Here is an 18,919-nt window from a genome sequence, read left to right as displayed (position 1 = left end):
TATGCGCGGGATCAACCTCTCCGAACTGGCCGTCAAGCACCGCGCCGTCACCTTGTTCTTGCTGATTGCGATCCTCGTCGCCGGGGTCATCGCGTTCGGTAAGCTGGGGCGCGCCGAAGACCCTTCGTTTACCGTCAAGGTCATGACCATCACCGCCGCCTGGCCCGGCGCCACCGCCCAGGAGATGCAGGAGCAAGTGGCCGACCGCCTGGAAAAGCGCCTGCAGGAACTGGACTACTACGACCGCGTCGAGACCATCGCCCAGCCAGGCTTCGTGTCGATGCGCATGACCTTCCTGGAGTCCACACGCCCGAGCGAGATTCAGGAGCTGTTCTACCAGACCCGCAAAAAACTCAGCGACGAAGCCACGCGCCTGCCCAAGGGCGTGATCGGGCCGTTTTTCAACGATGAATATTCCGACGTGTACTTTGCGTTGTACGCCCTGGAAGCCGAACACCTGCCCCATCGCCAACAAGTGCAAATGGCCGAGGAGCTGCGCCAGGGTTTGCTCAACCTGCCAGGGGTGAAGAAGGTCAATATCCTTGGCGAGCAGGCCCAGCGCGTGTTTGTAGAGTTTTCCTATGAGCGCCTGGCAACCCTGGGCATCAAGCCCGAACAGATCTTCGCCGCCCTCGCCGCACAAAATGCCGTGGCGCCCTCAGGCTTCGTCGAAACGGCGGGCGCCCGCGCTTATATCCGCATCGACGGCGCGTTCGACAGCCTGGCCTTGATCGAAAACGTGCCCCTGCAAGTCAATGGCCGCGTATTACGCATCGCCGATGTGGCCACCGTGAGCCGGGGTTATGAAGACCCGCCCAGTTATCGCATCCGCCATCAGGGCGACCCGGCGTTGATGCTGGGCGTGATCATGGAGAAGCACTGGAACGGCCTGGAACTGGACAAGAGCCTGCAGGCCCAGGAAGCCAGAATCCAGGCCGACCTGCCTCTGGGCGTGAACTTCGCCAAAGTCTCCGACCAGGCGAAAAACATCAGCCTGGCGGTCAACGAGTTCATGCTCAAATTCTTCGTGGCCCTGGCCGTGGTGATGCTGATCAGCCTGTTGGCCCTGGGCTTTCGCGTGGGGCTGGTGGTGGCGGCAGCCGTGCCGCTTACGCTGTCGATCGTGTTCGTGATCATGCTGGTCACCGGCCGTGAATTCGACCGCGTGACCCTCGGCGCATTGATCATCTCCCTGGGCCTGTTGGTGGACGACGCGATCATTGCCATCGAGATGATGGTGGTCAAACTCGAAGAAGGCTTTGACCGCATCCACGCGGCCACCTACGCCTGGAGTTCCACAGCAGCGCCGATGCTGACCGGCACCCTGGTCACCATCATCGGTTTTCTGCCGGTTGGGTTTGCGCGCTCCGGGGCGGGTGAATACGCCGGCAATATCTTCTGGATCGTGGGTTTCGCCCTGATTTCATCCTGGCTGGTGGCCGTGGTGTTCACGCCTTACCTGGGCGTGAAGTTGTTGCCGCAGATCAAGCCAGTGCCCGGCGGGCATGATGCGATTTATGCCGGGCGCTACTACCAGAAACTGCGCAGCCTGGTGGAGGCCTGCGTGCGCGGGCGCTGGCTGGTGACCGGGCTGGTGGTGGCCGCGTTCGTGGTGTGCGGCCTGGGTATGGCGGTGGTGAAGAAACAATTCTTCCCGGATTCCGACCGCTCGGAACTGATTCTGGAAGTGTATATGCCACCCGGCAGTGCGTTCAAAAGCACCGAAGCCGTGGCGGCGCAGGTGGAGAAGGCGCTGTTGCAAGAGCCGCAGACCAGTATGGTCGACACCTATGTGGGCGGCGGTGCACCGCGGTTTTTCCTGTCGTTGAACCCTGAAATGCCGGACCCGGCGTTCGCCAAGTTGATCGTGCAAACGCCGGACTCCCACGCCCGCGACGCGCTGAAACTGCGGATGCGTGAACGCATTGCGGCAGGCGAATTTCCGTCGGCGCGGGTACGGGTCACGCAGTTGGTATTTGGCCCGCCGGTGCCGTTCCCGGTGGTGTTTCGCGTCTCCGGGCCGGATCTGAATGTGCTGCGCGGGCTGTCTGAAGACGTGCGTCAGGTCGTGGCCGGCAACACGCTGACCAGAGACACCTTCCTCGAATGGGGCGAGCGTGCAAGCGGTTATCGCCTGGTGCTGGACCAGGATCGCTTGCGCTTGCTGGGTTTTACCCCCGACGAGGTCAAGTCCCAACTCAACGCCCTGCTCAGCGGCAACCCGATCACCGAAGTTCGCGAAGGCAACCGCACCGTCTCAGTGGTGGCCCGCGCCCAAGGCAGCCAACGCGAAGACCTGGCCAACCTCAACAACATGACACTGACCAACAGCGCCGGTACGTCGGTGCCGCTGGCCCAGGTCGGGCATTTCAAGGCGGTGATGGAAGAACCGATCCTCAAGCGCCGCGACCGCGCCACCACCGTGGAGGTACGCGCCGACATCATCGACGGCGTACAACCGCCCGATGTGGAAATGGCGGTGTACAAAGACCTGCAACCGCTGATCGCCAAGCTGCCCAGCGGTTACAAAATCGACATCGGCGGCCCGGTTGAGGAAAGCGCCAAGGCCAACGTGGCCCTGGCGGCGCTGTTTCCGATCATGATCCTGCTGACCCTCACGGTGATCATGTTCCAGGTGCGCTCGTTCGGCGTGATGTTCATGGTGTTCGCTACCGCGCCTTTGGGCCTGATTGGTGCAGTGCCGACTTTGTTGCTGTTCAACCAGCCGTTCGGCTTCAACGCGATCCTGGGCCTGATTGGCATCGGCGGCATTCTGATGCGCAATACGCTGATCTTCACCGACCAGATCCGCCAGAACCAGGACCACGGCATGGCGATTCGCGAAGCCATTATCGAAGCCACCGTGCGGCGTGCCCGCCCGGTGATCCTGACCGCACTGGCGGCGGCGCTGGCGTTTATTCCGTTGACGCTCTCGGTGTTCTGGTCGTCGCTGGCTTATGTGCTGATTGGCGGTGTGCTGGTGGGCACGGTGTTGACGCTGTTGTTCCTGCCGGCGCTGTGCAGCCTGGTACTGCGCGACAAGGTTGCTGAAACGTCCCACGTAACAGCCGGATAAGCTCTACTCCCCTCCGCTTTCCACCGCTGCAAAGTCCCTCGCCTGATCAAACAGTGCGAGGGATTGCAGATGGTTTTTCCTGTTAGTGCCTTGGTTACCTGGCCGCCCCCCTTGGGGAGCCGCCGCGTATGACCCAAGCAGCCCACATTACCTTTATCGAACACGAGCTGGATGGTTTCCATCAGAGCCTGGTGGAGTACCGCCAGCAGATGGGCGCCTGGTATTCGCGTGCGCTGGATACGGTCAGTCATGCGGCGGACATGCCTTCGTTGCTGGGTATGGATCGGGTGTTGCGGGTTGGGGATGCACAGCAGTCGGTCGGTCTTGGCGATGCGGACTTTTCCACCGTGGCCCGCTGTCCGGCAGGGGGTGTGCTGAAGATCCAGAGCAGGTTCGAGTCAGCGTACGACGTGGCGATCGGCAATATTCCGGTTGAAGTGATCGGGCTGGATGACGGCAGCTCCAGGGTCATCCTGCTCGACGAGCACGGCGACGGTTTCCACGAATGCGCCGCCGGCGGGCGCTATCAGGTAAGGGTTCAGGGCGGTGTTTCAGCGCAGCAAGTCGATGCCTTGTTTGCTTCCTATGCCGGGCTGACTGCGGATCTGGAGCAATGGCTGCGCGAGCAGTGGCAAGGCTTCAAGCCGCATTGGCAGCAATCCCCCGCCAGCGCAATAGGCAACGGCGTGCTCGCCGGCAGTTGGGCAGCGATCACGGAGGTGTGGGACAGCATCAAGCAGGTGCAGGCGATTCTTGAAGACCCGCTCAAGTTCGTCGAGCAACTGGGTAGCGAGGCGGCGAAGTTGGCGCAAATCGCCACCGATGCGCCCAAGGTCATGGAACAGGCGATGTTGCTGGCCAGTGATGAGGCGGCACTGTACCTGTTACTGCGCACCGCCATGATCTGGCTGGAGGCGTTACCGCCTAGTGAAGTTGCGCAAGCGGCCGCCGGTTTTATGGTATCGCTGCTGATTGACCTGGTGATTGGCGTGGTGTTGACCATCGCGCTGCCGGCAGCGGGCGTGGCGTATTTGAGTATGCGCCTGGTCAAGTACGGCGCAGGGATTCTTCAGTCAGCCGTGGGTTTCGTGACCGGTGTGCTGACGATCCTCACAACGTTCATGCGGGCGGTGGACCGCTACAAAGCGGTGGCGGTTCGCGGGGTGGTGGGAGGGCTGAAGCAAGGCACGGTGCAGATGCGCTGGCGAGCGCGGCAGAACGTAGTGCTGACGCAGAAAGAGCGTGTGGATGATGTGCCGGCGGTGGCTTCAAATCCTAAAGGCGATGCGGCGACGCCAGCGGACAAGACCGTTACCAACGGCTGCCCGGTGTCGATGGTCACCGGCGAGGAATTGCTGACCCTCACCGATGGCGCGCTGGATGGGATCTTGCCGTTTGCGTGGACGCGGCTGTACCGCACCAGTGCGGTGGAAGTCGATTGTGGGTTGGGGTTTGGCTGGAGCCATGCGCTGGCTCATCGGCTGGTGGTCTCCGGCGATTTGGTGGTGTGGACTGACCATGAGAACCGCTCGACTACCCTGCCCTTGCCCACCGTTTCTCGGCCCGCGATCACCAATAGCCTGGCCGAAGCGGCGATCTATTTGGGAGCCTCGCCTGATGAACTGGTGCTGGCCCAGGCCTCGCGTTTCTATCACTTTCGCGACGGTGTGCTCACAGCCATCAGCGATGCGTATGACAACCGGCTGCGCCTTTGCCGTGATCGCTCAGGACGGATTGAGCGGCTGGATAACGGTGCGGGTCGTTCGTTGCTGCTTCGTTATGAGCTGGACCGCATCGTCGCGGTGGACTACCAGGTTCATCGCGCCAAAGGGCGTGAGCCCTACGTTTGGGAAACCGAGCAGAACATCGTTTCCTACGCCTATGACGAAGCTGGACGACTGGTGTGTGCGACCAATGCCGTCGGTGAAAGCGAGCGTTATCGGTACGACGATCAGCACGTCATTGTCGAGCGGCAGTTAGCCGGTGGGGCGAGTTTCTTTTGGGAGTGGGAACGCGCGGGCAAGGCGGCGCGCTGCGTTCGGCATTGGGCGAGTTTTTCGCAGATGGACACGCGCTATGCCTGGGGCGATGACGGGCGTGTCACGGTGCATAACGCCGATGGTAGCCAGGAGGTGTATGTCCATGACCAGCGGGCGCGGTTGGTGCAGAGGATTGATCCGGACGGCGCCACGCACTTTAAATCCTACGACGACCAGGGCCGGCTGACCGTCGAGCAAGACCCGATGGGCGCGGTGACGGCCTATCAATATGACGACGCCGGACGCTTGGTGGCGCTGTTTCCGGGGGATGATGAGCCAACGTCCTACGAGCATGACAACGGTTTTGTACGGGTTGTCAGGCGTGGGGAGGCGGTCTGGAAATACGAGCGTAATGAGCAAGGCGATGTTACGCGTAGGACCGATCCCGATGGTGAGGTTACTGACTACAGTTACACCAAGCACGGGCAACTGACTGGAGTTTGGTACCCGGATCACAGTTGCCATCGACTGGTGTGGAGCGAACGCGGGCAGTTGCTTGAGGAGCAATTGCCCAATGGTGGGATCAAGCGTTATCGCTATGACGATCTGGGGCGGCAAGTTGCCTGTGAGGATGAACACGGCGCGCAGACCGGTTATGCATGGGACAGCGTCGGCAGGTTGATTCGCCTCGTCTTGCCAGGCGGTGCCACACGAGAATTCAGCTACAACCCCTACGGCAAAATCATCGCCGAACGCGACGAACTCGGCCACGTCACCCGCTACGAATACGCCGACGGCCTGCACCTGATCAGCCGCCGTCTCAACGCCGACGGCACCCAGGTCAAGTACCGCTACGACAACGCCCGGCTGCTGCTCACCGAGATCGAAAACGAAGCCGGCGAAACCTACCAACTCGACTACCACCCCAACGGCCTGATCCGCCAGGAAACCGGCTTCGACGGCCAGCGCACCGCCTATGCCTACGACCTCAACGGCAACCTGCTGGAGAAGACCGAATACGGCGACGATAACAGTCAGCTAATCACCCGCTACGAGCGCGACCACGCCGGTCGCCTCGTACGAAAAACCCTGCCCGATGCCAGCGTTGTCGACTATGGCTACGACCGCCAAGGCAACCTCCTCAGCGTCGAGGATGGCCACTGGGCGTTGGCCTACGAATACGACCGCCAAAACCGCCTCACCGCCGAACACCAGGGCTGGGGCACCCTGCGCTACGGCTACGACGCCTGCGGGCAACTGAAAACCCTGTGCCTGCCGGACAATAACCGCGTCACCTTCACCCACGACAAAGGCGGCCACCTCGCTACCGTCGAACTGAATGGCACGCTGCTGACCTCCCACCTTTTCCGTGCCGGTCGCGAGCACCAACGCCAACAAGGCCAACTGCTCAGCCACTACCACTACGACGACCAACACCGCCTGCACGCCCATGCGGTAACGCAGCAACAAAACCACCTCTACCAACGCCAATACGACTACGACAAAACCGGCAACCTCGCCCGCCTGCTCGACACCCGCAAAGGCGAACACCTTTACCGCTACGACCCGCTAAACCGCCTGACCCGCGCCGATCACTCCCAGGACGTCCAGGAACGCTTCGCCCACAACCCGGCCGGCAACCTGCTGATGCAAGACCGCCCCGGCCCGGACATCGTCGCGGCCAACCGCCTGATAATTCAGGGCGACCGCCATTACGACTACGACGCCTTCGGCAACCTTATCCGCGAACGACGCGGCAAAGGCCAGCAACTCGTCACCGAATATCACTACGACTGCCAGCATCGGTTAATCAGCATCACAAAACCGAACGGCGAAACCGCCAGCTATCGCTATGACCCGTTTGGGCGGCGCATCAGCAAAACCGTGGACGACAAAACCACCGAGTTTTTCTGGCAGGGCGACAAGCTGATAGCCGAACACCATGCAGAGCGCCATCGCAGCTACCTCTACGAGCCCGACAGCTTCCGCCCCTTGGCGCTGTTGGAAGGTTTCGGCCCAAGAGAAACCAAGCCCTACCACTACCAACTCGACCACCTCGGCACTCCGCAAGAACTGACCGACACCGAAGGCGAAATCGTCTGGTCCGCCCACTACCGCGCCTACGGCCAGATCGCCCGGCTCGACGTAGGCAAAATCGACAACCCGCTGCGGTTTCAAGGGCAGTATTTCGATGCGGAAAGCGGCCTGCACTACAACCGCCATCGCTACTACAATCCGGATATTGGTCGTTACTTGACGCCAGATCCAGTGAAGCTGGCGGGTGGGATCAATGGGTACCGGTATGTGGCCAATCCTACGGGGTGGGTAGATCCCTTAGGGCTGAGCTGTAAAGTTGGAATTTGTCCTGACTCAAAAGTCGGCGCTCCAGCAAAAAAAATACCCAGCAGCGTACTAGACGGGCATGAAAAAGCAGGCGGACATCTGATTAAGAAACACGTAGAGCGGACTGACTATCAATTGGTAGAACGGCTTGAGGCGGAGCCACATATACCTGCAGCGTCTACGTTCAAAACTTTAGAAGACGCAGAAGAACTTGTATCCAAAAGTTTGGCTTCGCATAGTCAGGAAATATCCAAATTCCTACAAGGAACAAAGGACAAGCATATTATCAGAGAACATTCGAGCCAACCCGTAGGCTTGAGCGTTATAAGAGGCACCACAGAATCCATACCTGTTTATAAGTTTATGCTAGTTTTAATTCGAAAACCAAAAATGCCCGACGGCTACCTTTTACTGACAGGATACCCAATAGAAAAATGAACAACCAACTAACTGAACTTCAGCAATTTTTTGGAGCTTACTTCCATCAAGACTGGGTAGATGAACACGCCACAGCTGACGAGGTCATTGATGCTTTTCTACTGGACTCCTCTACGGATGTAATCATCACCGTAAAAGAAGAAATTCTAGAACTGATCAAACACTATACAAACGAATCAAATCTTTTGGAGAACCTGCTACACAAACAGTATTGCTATTATTACTATCCGCACGAGTGGGCATCAGGGCCGCTTTGGCTGAGCCACATCGTAAGAAAAATTGAGAACTACTTAGTCCTCAAAAAATAATCGATCGCCCCCCTAAACAAATCAATACCGCCACTATAGGAAAAATCTTATGCAGTTAAGTACGCAGTTTAAAAGTCATCGAGCGCAGTTCGCTGTACTAAATGAGGTAACCACCAGAGCAGAACGCAATCTACCGCCTTTTACCGGGGAAGATTACTACGGCAACCCAATTGTCCGAATCGAAATGCAGGGTTGCGGAAGAGGATACATACCAAACCCTACTGATCGGGACAATCCAATACTTGATGAAAATATGGATGCAGCGATCGCAAAATTTGATCGCGAAACCAAAGAACTTTATACCGTATTCCCTGTGAGTAATGACCAATGCTGAAACACCCTTTTCTAGATGTCCCGTACGCACCGAAACTTCGACACCTACTCGGCCCGTTCGATATTTATGATCGCGAAGAGACTTTAGGCGAAGAGTTTTCACGTTACGACATCAACCTTGACACAGACAGAAGGCGACTGATCAAAAAACACATAATTGAGAAATCTTCAGATCTAAGCTATCGACATCGCAAGGTTTTATGCGACAAATTGGAGGCTGCACTTAGCGACGAAACCTTTGATTTTTCGCACTTATTGAGACAGGCTCCCGGCTATTATTGCACCCTGCCGTGGGGATGGAGTGAAATGGACAATCCAAAAGGTTTTTTCGAAGAAATTTATAGATTAACTAATGAATGGTGGAAAGAAGACCTCCAAAAAGCCAGCCTCGAAGACCCTGCCACATGGTGACTTCCACATTGAATATACCGAGTACTCAATGTGGGACGGGGCAAGCCCTAATACCAAATGTGTGAGCTGGCTTGCCTGCGAAAGTGGTACTGCAGTAACACATGCAGCGACTGACGCGCCGCCTTCGCGGGCAAGCCCGCTCCCACAGGGGGATCTGCGCTTACCTGGAACTCCTCCCACATTCAAACCCGCTTCGCTTTGCAATCCAATGATCTGTATGGAGAGGTTTATAGGTGAAGGGTATAAAAGGGATGAATTAGAATATGGAAAACAGAGATAACCCTTTGTGCATTTGAATGAAAACAGAAACCTCTTTACTGCTTACATGAACTTTTAAACATGAAAAGACAACCACAGCTATCAATACTTAAAGGATTATTATTTACCTACTGCATCGAAAACACCAGAGATGTGGACCGAGAAGAGCTAATTACTTCTATAAACGTGAACCATCACGAGGAACTCACATGGTTATTCAACAAGCTAACCAAGCCTGAATTCATCAAATATAAGCAAGATGAAAGAGAATGGCACATCAACACACTCCAGCATTTTCTCAGCGCGGACGAAAATTTTGAGTCCGTATTTTATCTATTTGACACTTACTTCGAAGATGAAATCATCGACAGAAGAGCCTTTATGAGAACATTACTTGAATGTCTAATTCGTTATCACGCTGAAGCGACAGCAGACGAGTAATCCAACAAAACAAAGCAAACACAACGCTCAAATCAACAAAGATCAAATGTGGGAGCTGGCTTGCCTGCGAAAGCGGTAGTGCAGTAACACATGCAGCGACTGACACACCGCCTTCGCGGGCAAGCCCGCTCCCACAGGGGATCTGCGTTTGCCGGACGGGCACTTCTCCCCCATTCAAACCCGATTCGTTCTGCAATCCAGTGTTCTGATCAGCGCTTGGAAAGCTCCATGATCATCCGACTCAACAAATAAACCCGCGGCACCACACTCTCCACCTCGGCATATTCCTCCGCCGTGTGAATATTACCCCCCACTATCCCAAACCCATCCAGCGTCGGCGTGCCTACCCCGGCGGACAAGCTGGCATCCGCCGCGCCGCCGCTGCCTTCGATGGTCAACTTGCGTCCCAGTTCGCCATAAATCCCTTGGGCTATCGCTACCAACTTATCCGACTCTGCGGTCTGCGGCATCGGTGGCAGGCCGCGCTGCAGGCTGGTTTTAACTTCGGTTTCCGGGATCAATTTGTTGGCTGAAACCCGCGCCAGGTCTTTCTCGATCCGGTCGAACTCTTCCGGCAAGGCCGCACGCACGTCGGCCTTGGCGGTGGCTTGGTCAGGGATGACGTTGGTGCGGTCACCGGCCTTGAGCACGGTGAAGTTGATGGTGGTTTTCTTGTCTTCATCGCCGAGTTTGCCCAGTTGCAGGATCTGGTGCGCGGCTTCCATGGCGGCGTTGCGTCCCAGTTCCGGCGCAACGCCGGCGTGGGCGGCCTTGCCTTTGACTTCGACCACCGCGGTGGCGCTGCCTTTGCGCCACACCACCAGGCCGTCGGCGGGGCGGCCGGGTTCCAGGTTCAGGGTCACGTCGTGGCCCTTGGCAGTGTTGCGGATCAGTTCGGAGGCGGCGTCGGAGCCGGTTTCTTCGCTGGCGTCGAGCAGGAAGGTGATCTGCGCGTAATCCTTGAAGCCCTGGCTTTTGAGGACCTTGAGCGCATAGATGCCCGCAACGATGCCGCCCTTGTCATCCATCACGCCGGGGCCGTAGGCGCGGCCGTCCTTGATGTGGAAGGGGCGCTCGGCAGCCGAGCCTTCCTTGAATACGGTGTCCATATGGGCCATCAGCAGGATCTTGGCCTTGCCGGTGCCTTTGAGGGTAGCGACCACATGGCTATTGTTGGCGGCTTTATCCGGCACCAATTCGATGGTGAAACCCAACTGTTTCAACTCATCCACGGCGATATCGCGCACTTGGGTCAGGCCCGGCTCGTAGCCTGAGCCCGAGTCGATATTCACCAGGCGCTCCAGCAGCTTCAAGGCTTCGGCCTTGTATTGTTCGGCCTGTTGCTGGATCTGTTTATGAGGCTCGGCGCTGTAGGCCGGCAGGCTGAAAGACAAGGCCAGGGTAGCGGCCAACAGGGTACACGGGAAGGTGAAGAGCATGGACCGATCCTTGTTTTTTGTTGGAGGGTGCCCCGCCACCCTACCCCACTAAACTGACCGCAACCAACTGCCCTGTACCGAACTGACCCGGTTGCGCCCGCTGCTCTTGGCCTCGTACAGCGCCTGGTCGGCGTCGTTGAGCCAACTGATGGAGTCGGCGTGGCTCGGCTGGTACGGCGCCAGGCCGATGCTCAGGCTCACTCGCAGTGTCGGGTCCTGGGCGTAGGCCAAGGCGTTGAAGCGACCGCGCAAGGCCTCCATCACCTCGGTGGCACGGTTGAGGGGCATGTCTGGCAGGATCACGCAGAACTCATCACCGCCATAGCGTCCGGCGAGGTCGGTAGTGCGCAGGTTCTGGCGCAGCACCTTGCTCAGTTGGCGCAGGACGATATCGCCAGTCACATGGCCGTAGGTATCGTTGATGGTCTTGAAGTGGTCGATGTCGATCAACGCGATGGCGGCACCGCCCGGGCCACGGCGACAACGTTGAAACTCGAGGTCCAGATGGTCCTTCCAGGCGCCGTGGTTGAGCAGGCCCGACAGGCTGTCGGTGCGGCTCAAGGCCAGCAGTTCACGTTTGTGGCGGGCCAAGGTGACGGCCTGGCGGTAGCAGATCCAGCCCAGGGCCAGGGGATACAGCATCAGGATCGGCAGGCAGGCATACAGCTGGGCCTGGGTGGTCACGGCGATAAATCCTGGTGTGAACAGCAGCAACGCGGTGCCCAGCCCCAGTGCCTGCGCCACCCAACCCGCGAACAGGAAGCGCGGCCCGCCAATGGCGACGTTGTTCATGCTCATCATCGACAAGGTGGTGACGCTGGGCAGCGGGTTGAAGTGCATCGCGCCAACCCAGAACCCACCGCAAAAGGAATCGAACAGCAGGCTGCGGCGTTCGCTGCGCAAGGTATTGGCCGAGCGCAACGAACATTGAAAAGCCAGGTGCGGCCACGCAAAGGCATTGATCAGCATCCAGGCCCACACCCACAGGGACGGATTCAACGGATACATGCCGAACGCCACGCACACAAAGCCGAGCGTCAGCCCCAGCACGCGAGATTTGTACAAGCGCAAAGCGAGCGGAAGTCCTTTTCCTCCGACGGCTGGCATGGTGGGGGCGATCCTGGGTGAATGCCTGGAGTCTATCAGGGCGACGTCAAATCGCCACTACCGCTTATTGGCTAATACTTCAGTGCGAAAACCCACGCGCCAGCATCAAGGCGACGCCCAGCAGCAACACGGCCGTGATTCGCTGCAACAACACCCGCCGCTTGGGGTTTTCCAGCACGTGTTTGATGCGCTGGCCGAAATAGCAATACAGGCAGCCGCTGGCAAATTGCAGCAGCAGGAAGGTCAGGCCAAGGATGGCGATGTCCGCCGCCGAACTGTGTTCACCGGCGCCGGCAAACTGCGGGAACACGGCGCTGAACATGATGATGGTCTTGGGGTTGGAAAACCCGGTCAACAGTCCTTTGCCAAACAAGCTGCGCGCGCCCTCGACCTTGTCGGCGTTGTTGATCGACACGCCACTGCTGGTCCACTGCTTGTAGGCCAGGTAAAGAATGTAGGCCACCCCGACAAACTGAATGGTCTGGGTAATGGCGAGGTTGCCCTTGATCAACTCCGAGAAGCCGACGGCAAAGATCAGGATTGAAATCAGGTACGACACACTGGCGCCGACCTGCGCCGGGATCGAACTGCGCAGGCCGTCCTTCAAGCCCAGGCTCAGCAACAGCAACGTCATGGGGCCCGGGCTGAAGGTCATGGTGGCGCAAAACAACAGAAAGTAGAGAAATGAAGACAGGGTTAACGCACTTGTCATGGCCAGCACCTTGAATAAAAAGAAACAGCAGCAACAGGGCGAACGCGGCCAGCGCTCGCCCCCGGCCAATCAGGCGACAGCGATTTCGGTGGTCAGGGAGTCGCGGTACATCACCGCCAGGTCAGCCAGGGCAGCCTTGGCGGTCTGGTTGCGGGTTTCAAACGCGACCAGGCCCTTCCAGTTGGTCTCGACAATGGCCTGCAGCACATCGGCGTAATCGCAGTTGCCGTCATGGATGCCGAAGTGCTGGTCTTGCACGCCGTTGTTGTTGCTGAAGGAAATGCCCTTGATCAGGTGGTGGTATTTGCGCACCACTTCTGCCGGCAGGCCGTTCTCGATGTTGGCGTGGCCGGCATCGAGGAAGAAATACACATTGCTGTGGGCTTGCAGGCGCTCGAACACAAAGGCGTATTCGGCTTCATGGGTAAAGATGTAGTGGAACGGCCGATAGTTGACGTAGTTGGACAGGTTCTCCAGGTAGATATCCGTGCCCTTGGCCTCGGCGTAGCGCGCCAGTTCCTGCACCGACTTGAGGTAATGCTCCAGGGCAACCTTCTTGGCCATCAGCACCATTTTCGGCTCGACGATGCAACCACCGTGAATGATCAACGGCGCGCCCAGGCGGCTGGCGATGTCGATTTCTTTTTTGACGTACTCCACAGCCGCACTACGGAAGGCTTCGACATCACTGCCCAACGGCGCTTTGAAGTTGCCATGGAAAACCGGCTTGACCCCCGTGGCCGCGATTTGCGCCTGCAGGCTCTCGATACGCGCCTCGGTCCAGTCATCGACCATTTCGCCGAACAGGCTGCCGTCGATGTACCAGTGGGTGCAGTCACCTTCGATGGCGGTTTGCAGGCCCTTTTCGGCGCCCAGGTACTTCTGGTGGGCCACACCGGTGCAGAACGGGACGGTGGCGTTGATCAGTTTGCTGTTCATGGGACGATTCCTTTCGTTGATGGAGTGTCAGGCAAATTGACGTTCAGGAAGATTGATGGCCATGAAATCGGCCTTGGTCACGCCGCAATCCGGGCATGTCCAGTCTTCAGGCACCTCTTCCCAAGGGGTGCCTGCGGGAATTCCGTCCTCCGGAATACCCAGTTCTTCTACGTACATAAAACCGCAGGGTGCGCACATATAAGTCTTCATGGAAATGCAAAATCCATTGCTCAGGTGTAGGAAATATCGCCATCTCCTGGCGAGATGCCGCGCAGTCTAGGGGAGTGGCATTGCGCAAGGCAGGTAAAGTGGTGCCTAATCCGGCCTAACTTCACCGGTAAAAGCACCGGCAAACACAAGGACGCGTCATGTTTGTATCCGCCATCGCTTTCGTAGAAGGCACGCCCAAGGTCCAGCAGATCGTCGAGGCGTTCAGCCAGGCCATCGAAAATGGCGAATGGGCACCGGGCAGCAAACTGCCATCCGTGCGTGAACTGACCCAGATCCTCGGCGTCAGCAAGTTCACCCTCAATGAGGCACTCGACCGCCTGCGCGGTCGCCACCTGCTCACCTCGAGCCAGGGCCGCGGCTACTTCGTGGCGATGGACAGCACCCGCCCTGCCTCGGTGACCTGGGTGGACCTATTGCCCCAAGACCTGCTCAGCGTATTGCGCCGGCCCTTGGCCACCGCCAGTGGCGAACTGCGCCCCGGTGGCGGGCACTTGCCGGAGGACTGGCTCAATGGCGAAGCGATCCGCCAGGCCATGCGCAGCGTAGTGCGTGCGCCGTCACTGCGCATCGCCGGGCTGGGCACGCCGGCGGGGCTGTTGCCGCTGCGCCAGGCGCTGCAACAGAAACTGCACGGCGAAGGCTTGTCGGTGCCGGTGGAACAGATCATCACCACACCCAATACCGTGCAGGGCCTGGACATGCTCATGCGCCTGCTCGCACGCCCCGGCGACACGGTGCTGCTCGACGCGCCGTGCTACTTCAACTTCCACGCCAACCTGGCGCTGCACGGCGTCAAAGTCATCACCATTGCACGCCGCCCCGACGGCTTTGACTTCAGCGCCCTCGAACAGCTGCTGGCCGAACACCGCCCCAGCCTGTATCTGACCACCAGCGTGTTGCACAATCCCACCGGCCACTCCTTCAGCCCCAGCCAAGCGTTTCGCCTGTTGCAACTGACCCAGCAGTACCACTGCCACATCGTCGAGGACGACCTCTACGGCGACTTGCACCCCAACCCTCCCCCACGCCTGGCCGCCGTCGCCGGGCTGGACCAGGTCACCTACCTGTCGGGGTTCTCGAAGATCCTGAGTGCCAACACCCGCGTCAGCTATGTCGTGGCCGCTCCGCAACTGGCCGCCAACCTGACCAACATGAAATTGATGAGCGGCGGCGTCACCTCGGAACTGTTCGAACAGATCGTCTACCGCATGCTCAGCGAAGGCAGCTACGCCAAGCACCGCAAACGCATGGTGCAGCGCCTGATGGAAGCCGGTGGGCGCGTCGAACAATGGCTCAAGCGCTGCGGGTGCGAACTGCCCATGGCGTATGAAGGCGGGATGTTCATCTGGGCACGCCTGCCGCCTGGCGTGAACGGCGAACTCCTGGCCCAGGAAGCCCTGAAACGCAGCATGGTACTGGCACCTGGCGCGCTCTTCGGCTACGACCCGGCCCACCGCGACTCAATGCGCTTCAATGTGGCCCACAGCGACGAACCACGGGTCCAGCGGGTGTTTGAGGCGCTATTGCTGCACGGTGTTGCACAGAGCAATCCCCGCGCAAAAAAGTGATACACGTCCACGGCGCAGCGCGCCTGCTTACCTGAGCGGCATCAAGGCAAATCAGGACCTCGGTGCATCAGGTACACAGGCGTCGCCCTGGGCGATCAGGAACTTCTTGCGATACGCCGCCGGCAGCATCCCCACCCGTTGCTGGAACAGACGCCGAAACGAGTTGCTGTCCTCATAGCCCACCGCATACGTGATGCTGGCGAGGGTCATGCGTGTTGACTCCAGCATCTGCTTGGCTCGTTCCAGGCGCAGGGTTTGCAGGTAGCCAATCGGCGTACAACCAGTGGCATCCTTGAAACGCCGCTTGAAATTACGCACGCCAAAACCAAAGCGCCGGGCCACCTCATCGATCACCATTGACTGGGCAAAGTGCTGCTCCAACCAATGCTGCACACGCAGGATCTGCGCATCACCGTGGCTTTTGGGCAGCGACCACATCGCGTAGGCCGACTGCTCGGTGCGGCCGGCATCGATCAGCAGGTACTTGCCGCAGGTATGAGCCAGCTCCGGCGAGCCGAAACGGCGGATCAGGTGCAGCATCAAGTCCATCGCCGCCGTAGCGCCCCCGCACGTGATCAGGCGATTGTCTTCGCAAAGGATCTGCCCCTCATCCAGGCTGACCTGGGCATATCGACGCCGGAAGAACCCGGCAAATGCCCAGTGAGTCGTCGCACGCAAGCCGTGCAATAGCCCGGTCTCGGCCAGCATGAAGGCCGCCGTGCACATCGACGCCAACACGGCGCCCTGCCCATGCTGCTCGCGCAACCAGGCGCCGTAGGCGGCAAACGTCGGCATGGCGTCCTTGAGGGTAAAGAGAAACCCGGGAATCAGCACCAGGTCGGTGTGCGCGATCTGCGCCAGTGAGCCCTGCACCTGCAGGCACTGCCCGCCCCATGCTGTCACCGGATGGCCGTCCATAGACGCGAGCATCACCTCAAACGGCGGGCTGTCAGCGAAGAGATTGGCCGCACTGAGCATTTCCATGGCCAGGGTGGCACTGGCAGCGGAGCATTGATCCGCCAGGAGCAAGGTGACATGCATGTAATAACTCCGGCTTGCACTTTTCGCATGTAATAAGTCATTTACGCATCTACTTTAGCCGATTCCGCCCCCGTACAGTGCGGCCATTGATCAACTGTCTGGCGTTTTTATGAATCTCTGGTTTCGATTACTGCACATGCTGTTGCGCCGCCCCTGGCGCAAACCGGTTCACGGCCTGGCCACCACGGTGGTGCGCATGCGGGTCTGGCCGCTGGACCTGGACCTGAACCGGCATGTCACCAATGGCCGGTATTTCACCCTGGCCGATGTGGCGCGTATGGATTTTGTGCTGCGCACCGGCGCCTTTCGCGTGGCACTGCGCCACAAGGCCATGCCGATAGTCGGCGATACCTGGGGCAAGTTTCGTCGGGAATTGAAGCTGTTCGAGGCATTCGAGGTGCATACCCGCATTCTCGGCTGGGACCACAAGTGGAACCTGATGGAGCACCGTTTTGTCAGCCATGGGCGAGTGGTCGGCGTGGTGGTGATGCGTGGGCTGTTTCGATCTGCCAAGGGCACCCTGCCCCCGGCCGAATTTATCCGCGAGTTGGGCTTGGACGACACCTCACCGCCGATGCCGCAATGGTTGAGCGACTGGGCACGCAGTTGCGATGAGATGAGTGCGCAATTGCGCGAGCAAGAGCAGGTTTAAAACCCCCTGCTAAGCCTCGCGTTTGAGTTTCAGATGCCGCGCATACCATGGCCGCTGCGGCACACGTTTGAACAGCCCCTTGAGCAGCGCTTCATCGGCACCGAAGGTAATGCGCAGGGCCAGCTTCATGATCTCTGGGTCCATCTCCATCGAGCGCCCCTGTTGCAGCCCCGGCGTGGTGCTGCAGCCGTGGGTGTCCGGGCCCAGCCACGGGTCACCTATTTCCACCCAGCGGCCTGGCGCAAACCAGGCTACGCCGTTGACTTCCAGTCGGCTCACCTCGCCTGGGTTGAAGCGCTCGTGGGCACGAAACCAGTCTTCGATGCGGTCATCGATCCAGCCGTGGAAATGCCAGAACACCGGGTTCACATGGGATGAAAACGGGTCGCCCAGAAAGTCGTTCTCCGGCGCATACCAACGTGCGGCAAAGTCTGCGGGGTCGCGGGCGAAGGGGACCGGGGCGCCGTTGGACGGGTCGCGGGGCACCGAGGCCCAGCGCATATGCAGCCAATCGTGCAGGCCCAGTTCCATTTCCGAGCCCAGTTGGCCCAGGGTCAACTTGGCCAGGTAACGCGGGTCGCGGTATTGCGATTCCCACACCTGGAAGTTGCTGTGGTAGGTCTCGGCCGCCTTGATATCGCTGACCCACTGGGTGTAGTCGGCGTCATCTGGCGCTGACCAACAGGGCGGCAGTGCGAAACCGTCGTGGTTGTCAAAGTAGCGTACAAATCCCAGGCGATCGCGCTCCAACGGCGGTTGCGGCTCGGGGAATTGCGGCCAGGAGGGCAAGTCCTGCATGGAACGTGCGGTGCCGAGCATGTGGCGGTGCATGAAGAAGAAGTCGATGCCCGAACCATTGCGGTCCTTGCGCTTGCCGCGGGCGTCGCGTTCCTGACCACGGGGCCCCGGTTGCCAGCCGATGCCACGCAGGGCCTCGCGTTTTTCTTCGGAGAGCTTGTGCCATTGGTCGCGGGTGGCGTGCCACAGTTGGTGAAACAGGCGGTGCTCGGGAGAAATCAGCCAGGCCAGCAAGGTCGGGTTGAGGCCGATGCGCTGGCGGGCTTCGGGGAACAGTTGTTTGTGGGCGATAAAACGGTTGTCGCGTTCGGTCAGCGCCAGGGGCCGCTCAAGGTCGAGGATGTGCCCGCTGAGGGTGGCGCTGCCGGCATTGCCGAAATCGGCCCAGACTTCATCCAGGGTCATCTTGAATTCATAGGCCGGCACGCCGCCGGCTGAATCGCGGTCGATCAAGCGCCAATAGAGCACGGCGCCCTCGCCCGTGAGCACATCACCCAAGACCCGATAGCGCGGCTCGCCTTCAGCGCGCAGCTGCTCGGCGGTGTCCAGGTAACCGCGCAGGCCACGCCCACGGGGGGCGATGTCGAGCAGCAACTCCAGGCCATGCAGCGGCAGGCCCGTAAGGCCCGCATCGCGGCCTTCCAGGCGCAGGCTCCAGACGCCCCGCAGGGTGTTCGCCAGGTGCTGGCCCTGGGTGTCAGCGAGGTCGACCGTGGCTTCGCCGGGGGTGATGGGAAACTCTTCTTCCCGTGTCAACTCGCGATGGGCATAAAAGGCCGCGGGCACGGCTGCACCGGTCAGCGCCAGGCCTGCGATGAACCCACGTCGGGAGATTGTCATTGGCT

15 protein-coding genes are annotated in these 18,919 nt (G+C 59.4%); 8 read left to right on the top strand and 7 right to left on the bottom strand.

Going from position 1 to position 18,919, the window contains the following annotated elements; translation table 11 throughout:
• Position 1 precedes the first annotated feature (1 nt).
• The 6 genes from CLM72_RS12095 (at position 2) to CLM72_RS12070 (ending at position 9,587) form a co-directional block, all read left to right on the top strand.
• On the top strand, positions 2-3,076 hold the full coding sequence (locus CLM72_RS12095) for an efflux RND transporter permease subunit (RefSeq protein WP_105226599.1): 3,075 nt from the start codon (positions 2-4) through the stop codon (positions 3,074-3,076).
• Between the two features lie 128 nt (positions 3,077-3,204).
• The gene (locus tag CLM72_RS12090; protein ID WP_105226598.1) at positions 3,205-7,836 is read left to right on the top strand and encodes an RHS repeat-associated core domain-containing protein; all 4,632 of its coding nucleotides are present in this window, start codon (positions 3,205-3,207) and stop codon (positions 7,834-7,836) included.
• On the top strand, positions 7,833-8,144 hold the full coding sequence (locus tag CLM72_RS12085) for a contact-dependent growth inhibition system immunity protein (RefSeq protein ID WP_105226597.1): 312 nt from the start codon (positions 7,833-7,835) through the stop codon (positions 8,142-8,144). Before CLM72_RS12090 ends, CLM72_RS12085 begins: the two co-directional genes overlap by 4 nt.
• Positions 8,145-8,193: 49 nt before the next feature.
• A complete protein-coding gene (locus tag CLM72_RS12080) occupies positions 8,194-8,478 on the top strand; it encodes a hypothetical protein (protein WP_105226596.1) in 285 nt (94 codons plus the stop codon).
• Entirely contained in the window at positions 8,472-8,888 is a 417-nt protein-coding gene (locus CLM72_RS12075; protein ID WP_105226595.1) for a hypothetical protein, read from the top strand. The genes CLM72_RS12080 and CLM72_RS12075 overlap by 7 nt, the downstream gene beginning before the upstream one ends.
• A 339-nt stretch (positions 8,889-9,227) precedes the next feature.
• Complete coding sequence (locus tag CLM72_RS12070) at positions 9,228-9,587, top strand: hypothetical protein (RefSeq protein WP_105226594.1); 360 nt, start codon at positions 9,228-9,230, stop codon at positions 9,585-9,587.
• A gap of 209 nt (positions 9,588-9,796) precedes the next feature.
• Here CLM72_RS12070 and CLM72_RS12065 read toward each other — a convergent pair whose 3' ends face one another.
• From CLM72_RS12065 to CLM72_RS12045, 5 genes are all read right to left on the bottom strand, one after another.
• Positions 9,797-11,026, bottom strand: a complete 1,230-nt coding sequence (locus tag CLM72_RS12065) for a M20/M25/M40 family metallo-hydrolase (RefSeq protein ID WP_105226593.1) — start codon at positions 11,024-11,026, stop codon at positions 9,797-9,799.
• Between the two features lie 48 nt (positions 11,027-11,074).
• The gene (locus tag CLM72_RS12060; protein WP_105226592.1) at positions 11,075-12,133 is read right to left on the bottom strand and encodes a diguanylate cyclase; all 1,059 of its coding nucleotides are present in this window, start codon (positions 12,131-12,133) and stop codon (positions 11,075-11,077) included.
• Between the two features lie 79 nt (positions 12,134-12,212).
• Complete coding sequence (locus tag CLM72_RS12055) at positions 12,213-12,845, bottom strand: LysE family translocator (protein ID WP_034127731.1); 633 nt, start codon at positions 12,843-12,845, stop codon at positions 12,213-12,215.
• A 69-nt stretch (positions 12,846-12,914) separates the two neighbouring features.
• A complete protein-coding gene (locus CLM72_RS12050; protein ID WP_034127732.1) occupies positions 12,915-13,784 on the bottom strand; it encodes a sugar phosphate isomerase/epimerase in 870 nt (289 codons plus the stop codon).
• Between the two features lie 27 nt (positions 13,785-13,811).
• Positions 13,812-13,994 carry a rubredoxin gene (locus CLM72_RS12045; protein ID WP_014718115.1) on the bottom strand — a complete coding sequence of 61 codons (183 nt, stop codon included), beginning with the start codon at positions 13,992-13,994 and terminating at the stop codon, positions 13,812-13,814.
• 158 nt (positions 13,995-14,152) lie between these two features.
• Here CLM72_RS12045 and CLM72_RS12040 point away from each other — a divergent pair, with 158 nt between their 5' ends.
• The gene (locus CLM72_RS12040) at positions 14,153-15,583 is read left to right on the top strand and encodes a PLP-dependent aminotransferase family protein (RefSeq protein ID WP_105226591.1); all 1,431 of its coding nucleotides are present in this window, start codon (positions 14,153-14,155) and stop codon (positions 15,581-15,583) included.
• A 51-nt stretch (positions 15,584-15,634) separates the two neighbouring features.
• On the opposite strand, the gene CLM72_RS12035 is transcribed toward CLM72_RS12040, so the two are convergent.
• Complete coding sequence (locus CLM72_RS12035; protein WP_105226590.1) at positions 15,635-16,624, bottom strand: GlxA family transcriptional regulator; 990 nt, start codon at positions 16,622-16,624, stop codon at positions 15,635-15,637.
• 109 nt (positions 16,625-16,733) lie between these two features.
• Between CLM72_RS12035 and CLM72_RS12030 the strand changes: the two genes are divergently transcribed.
• Positions 16,734-17,276, top strand: coding sequence for a thioesterase family protein (locus CLM72_RS12030; protein ID WP_105226589.1), 543 nt, complete (start codon positions 16,734-16,736; stop codon positions 17,274-17,276).
• Positions 17,277-17,285: 9 nt separating this feature from the next.
• Here the strand turns inward: CLM72_RS12030 and CLM72_RS12025 are convergent, their stop codons facing one another.
• Positions 17,286-18,914, bottom strand: a complete 1,629-nt coding sequence (locus CLM72_RS12025; RefSeq protein ID WP_105226588.1) for a PvdJ/PvdD/PvdP-like protein — start codon at positions 18,912-18,914, stop codon at positions 17,286-17,288.
• Positions 18,915-18,919: the final 5 nt, after the last annotated feature.

Origin of the sequence: Pseudomonas sp. MYb193 (assembly GCF_002966775.1) — a bacterium.
GTDB classification, from domain to species: domain Bacteria; phylum Pseudomonadota; class Gammaproteobacteria; order Pseudomonadales; family Pseudomonadaceae; genus Aquipseudomonas; species Aquipseudomonas paracarnis.
This window is presented reverse-complemented; position numbering and strand designations above follow the sequence as displayed.

Bases quoted from the DNA above. Each gene is read 5' to 3' on its own strand.
- CLM72_RS12095 (WP_105226599.1), top strand. From the start codon at position 2: ATGCGCGGGATCAACCTCTCCGAACTGGCCGTCAAGCACCGCGCCGTC.
- CLM72_RS12090 (WP_105226598.1), top strand. From the start codon at position 3,205: ATGACCCAAGCAGCCCACATTACCTTTATCGAACACGAGCTGGATGGT.
- CLM72_RS12085 (WP_105226597.1), top strand. From the start codon at position 7,833: ATGAACAACCAACTAACTGAACTTCAGCAATTTTTTGGAGCTTACTTC.
- CLM72_RS12080 (WP_105226596.1), top strand. From the start codon at position 8,194: ATGCAGTTAAGTACGCAGTTTAAAAGTCATCGAGCGCAGTTCGCTGTA.
- CLM72_RS12075 (WP_105226595.1), top strand. From the start codon at position 8,472: ATGCTGAAACACCCTTTTCTAGATGTCCCGTACGCACCGAAACTTCGA.
- CLM72_RS12070 (WP_105226594.1), top strand. From the start codon at position 9,228: ATGAAAAGACAACCACAGCTATCAATACTTAAAGGATTATTATTTACC.
- CLM72_RS12065 (WP_105226593.1), bottom strand. From the start codon at position 11,026: ATGCTCTTCACCTTCCCGTGTACCCTGTTGGCCGCTACCCTGGCCTTG.
- CLM72_RS12060 (WP_105226592.1), bottom strand. From the start codon at position 12,133: ATGCCAGCCGTCGGAGGAAAAGGACTTCCGCTCGCTTTGCGCTTGTAC.
- CLM72_RS12055 (WP_034127731.1), bottom strand. From the start codon at position 12,845: ATGACAAGTGCGTTAACCCTGTCTTCATTTCTCTACTTTCTGTTGTTT.
- CLM72_RS12050 (WP_034127732.1), bottom strand. From the start codon at position 13,784: ATGAACAGCAAACTGATCAACGCCACCGTCCCGTTCTGCACCGGTGTG.
- CLM72_RS12045 (WP_014718115.1), bottom strand. From the start codon at position 13,994: ATGAAGACTTATATGTGCGCACCCTGCGGTTTTATGTACGTAGAAGAA.
- CLM72_RS12040 (WP_105226591.1), top strand. From the start codon at position 14,153: ATGTTTGTATCCGCCATCGCTTTCGTAGAAGGCACGCCCAAGGTCCAG.
- CLM72_RS12035 (WP_105226590.1), bottom strand. From the start codon at position 16,624: ATGCATGTCACCTTGCTCCTGGCGGATCAATGCTCCGCTGCCAGTGCC.
- CLM72_RS12030 (WP_105226589.1), top strand. From the start codon at position 16,734: ATGAATCTCTGGTTTCGATTACTGCACATGCTGTTGCGCCGCCCCTGG.
- CLM72_RS12025 (WP_105226588.1), bottom strand. From the start codon at position 18,914: ATGACAATCTCCCGACGTGGGTTCATCGCAGGCCTGGCGCTGACCGGT.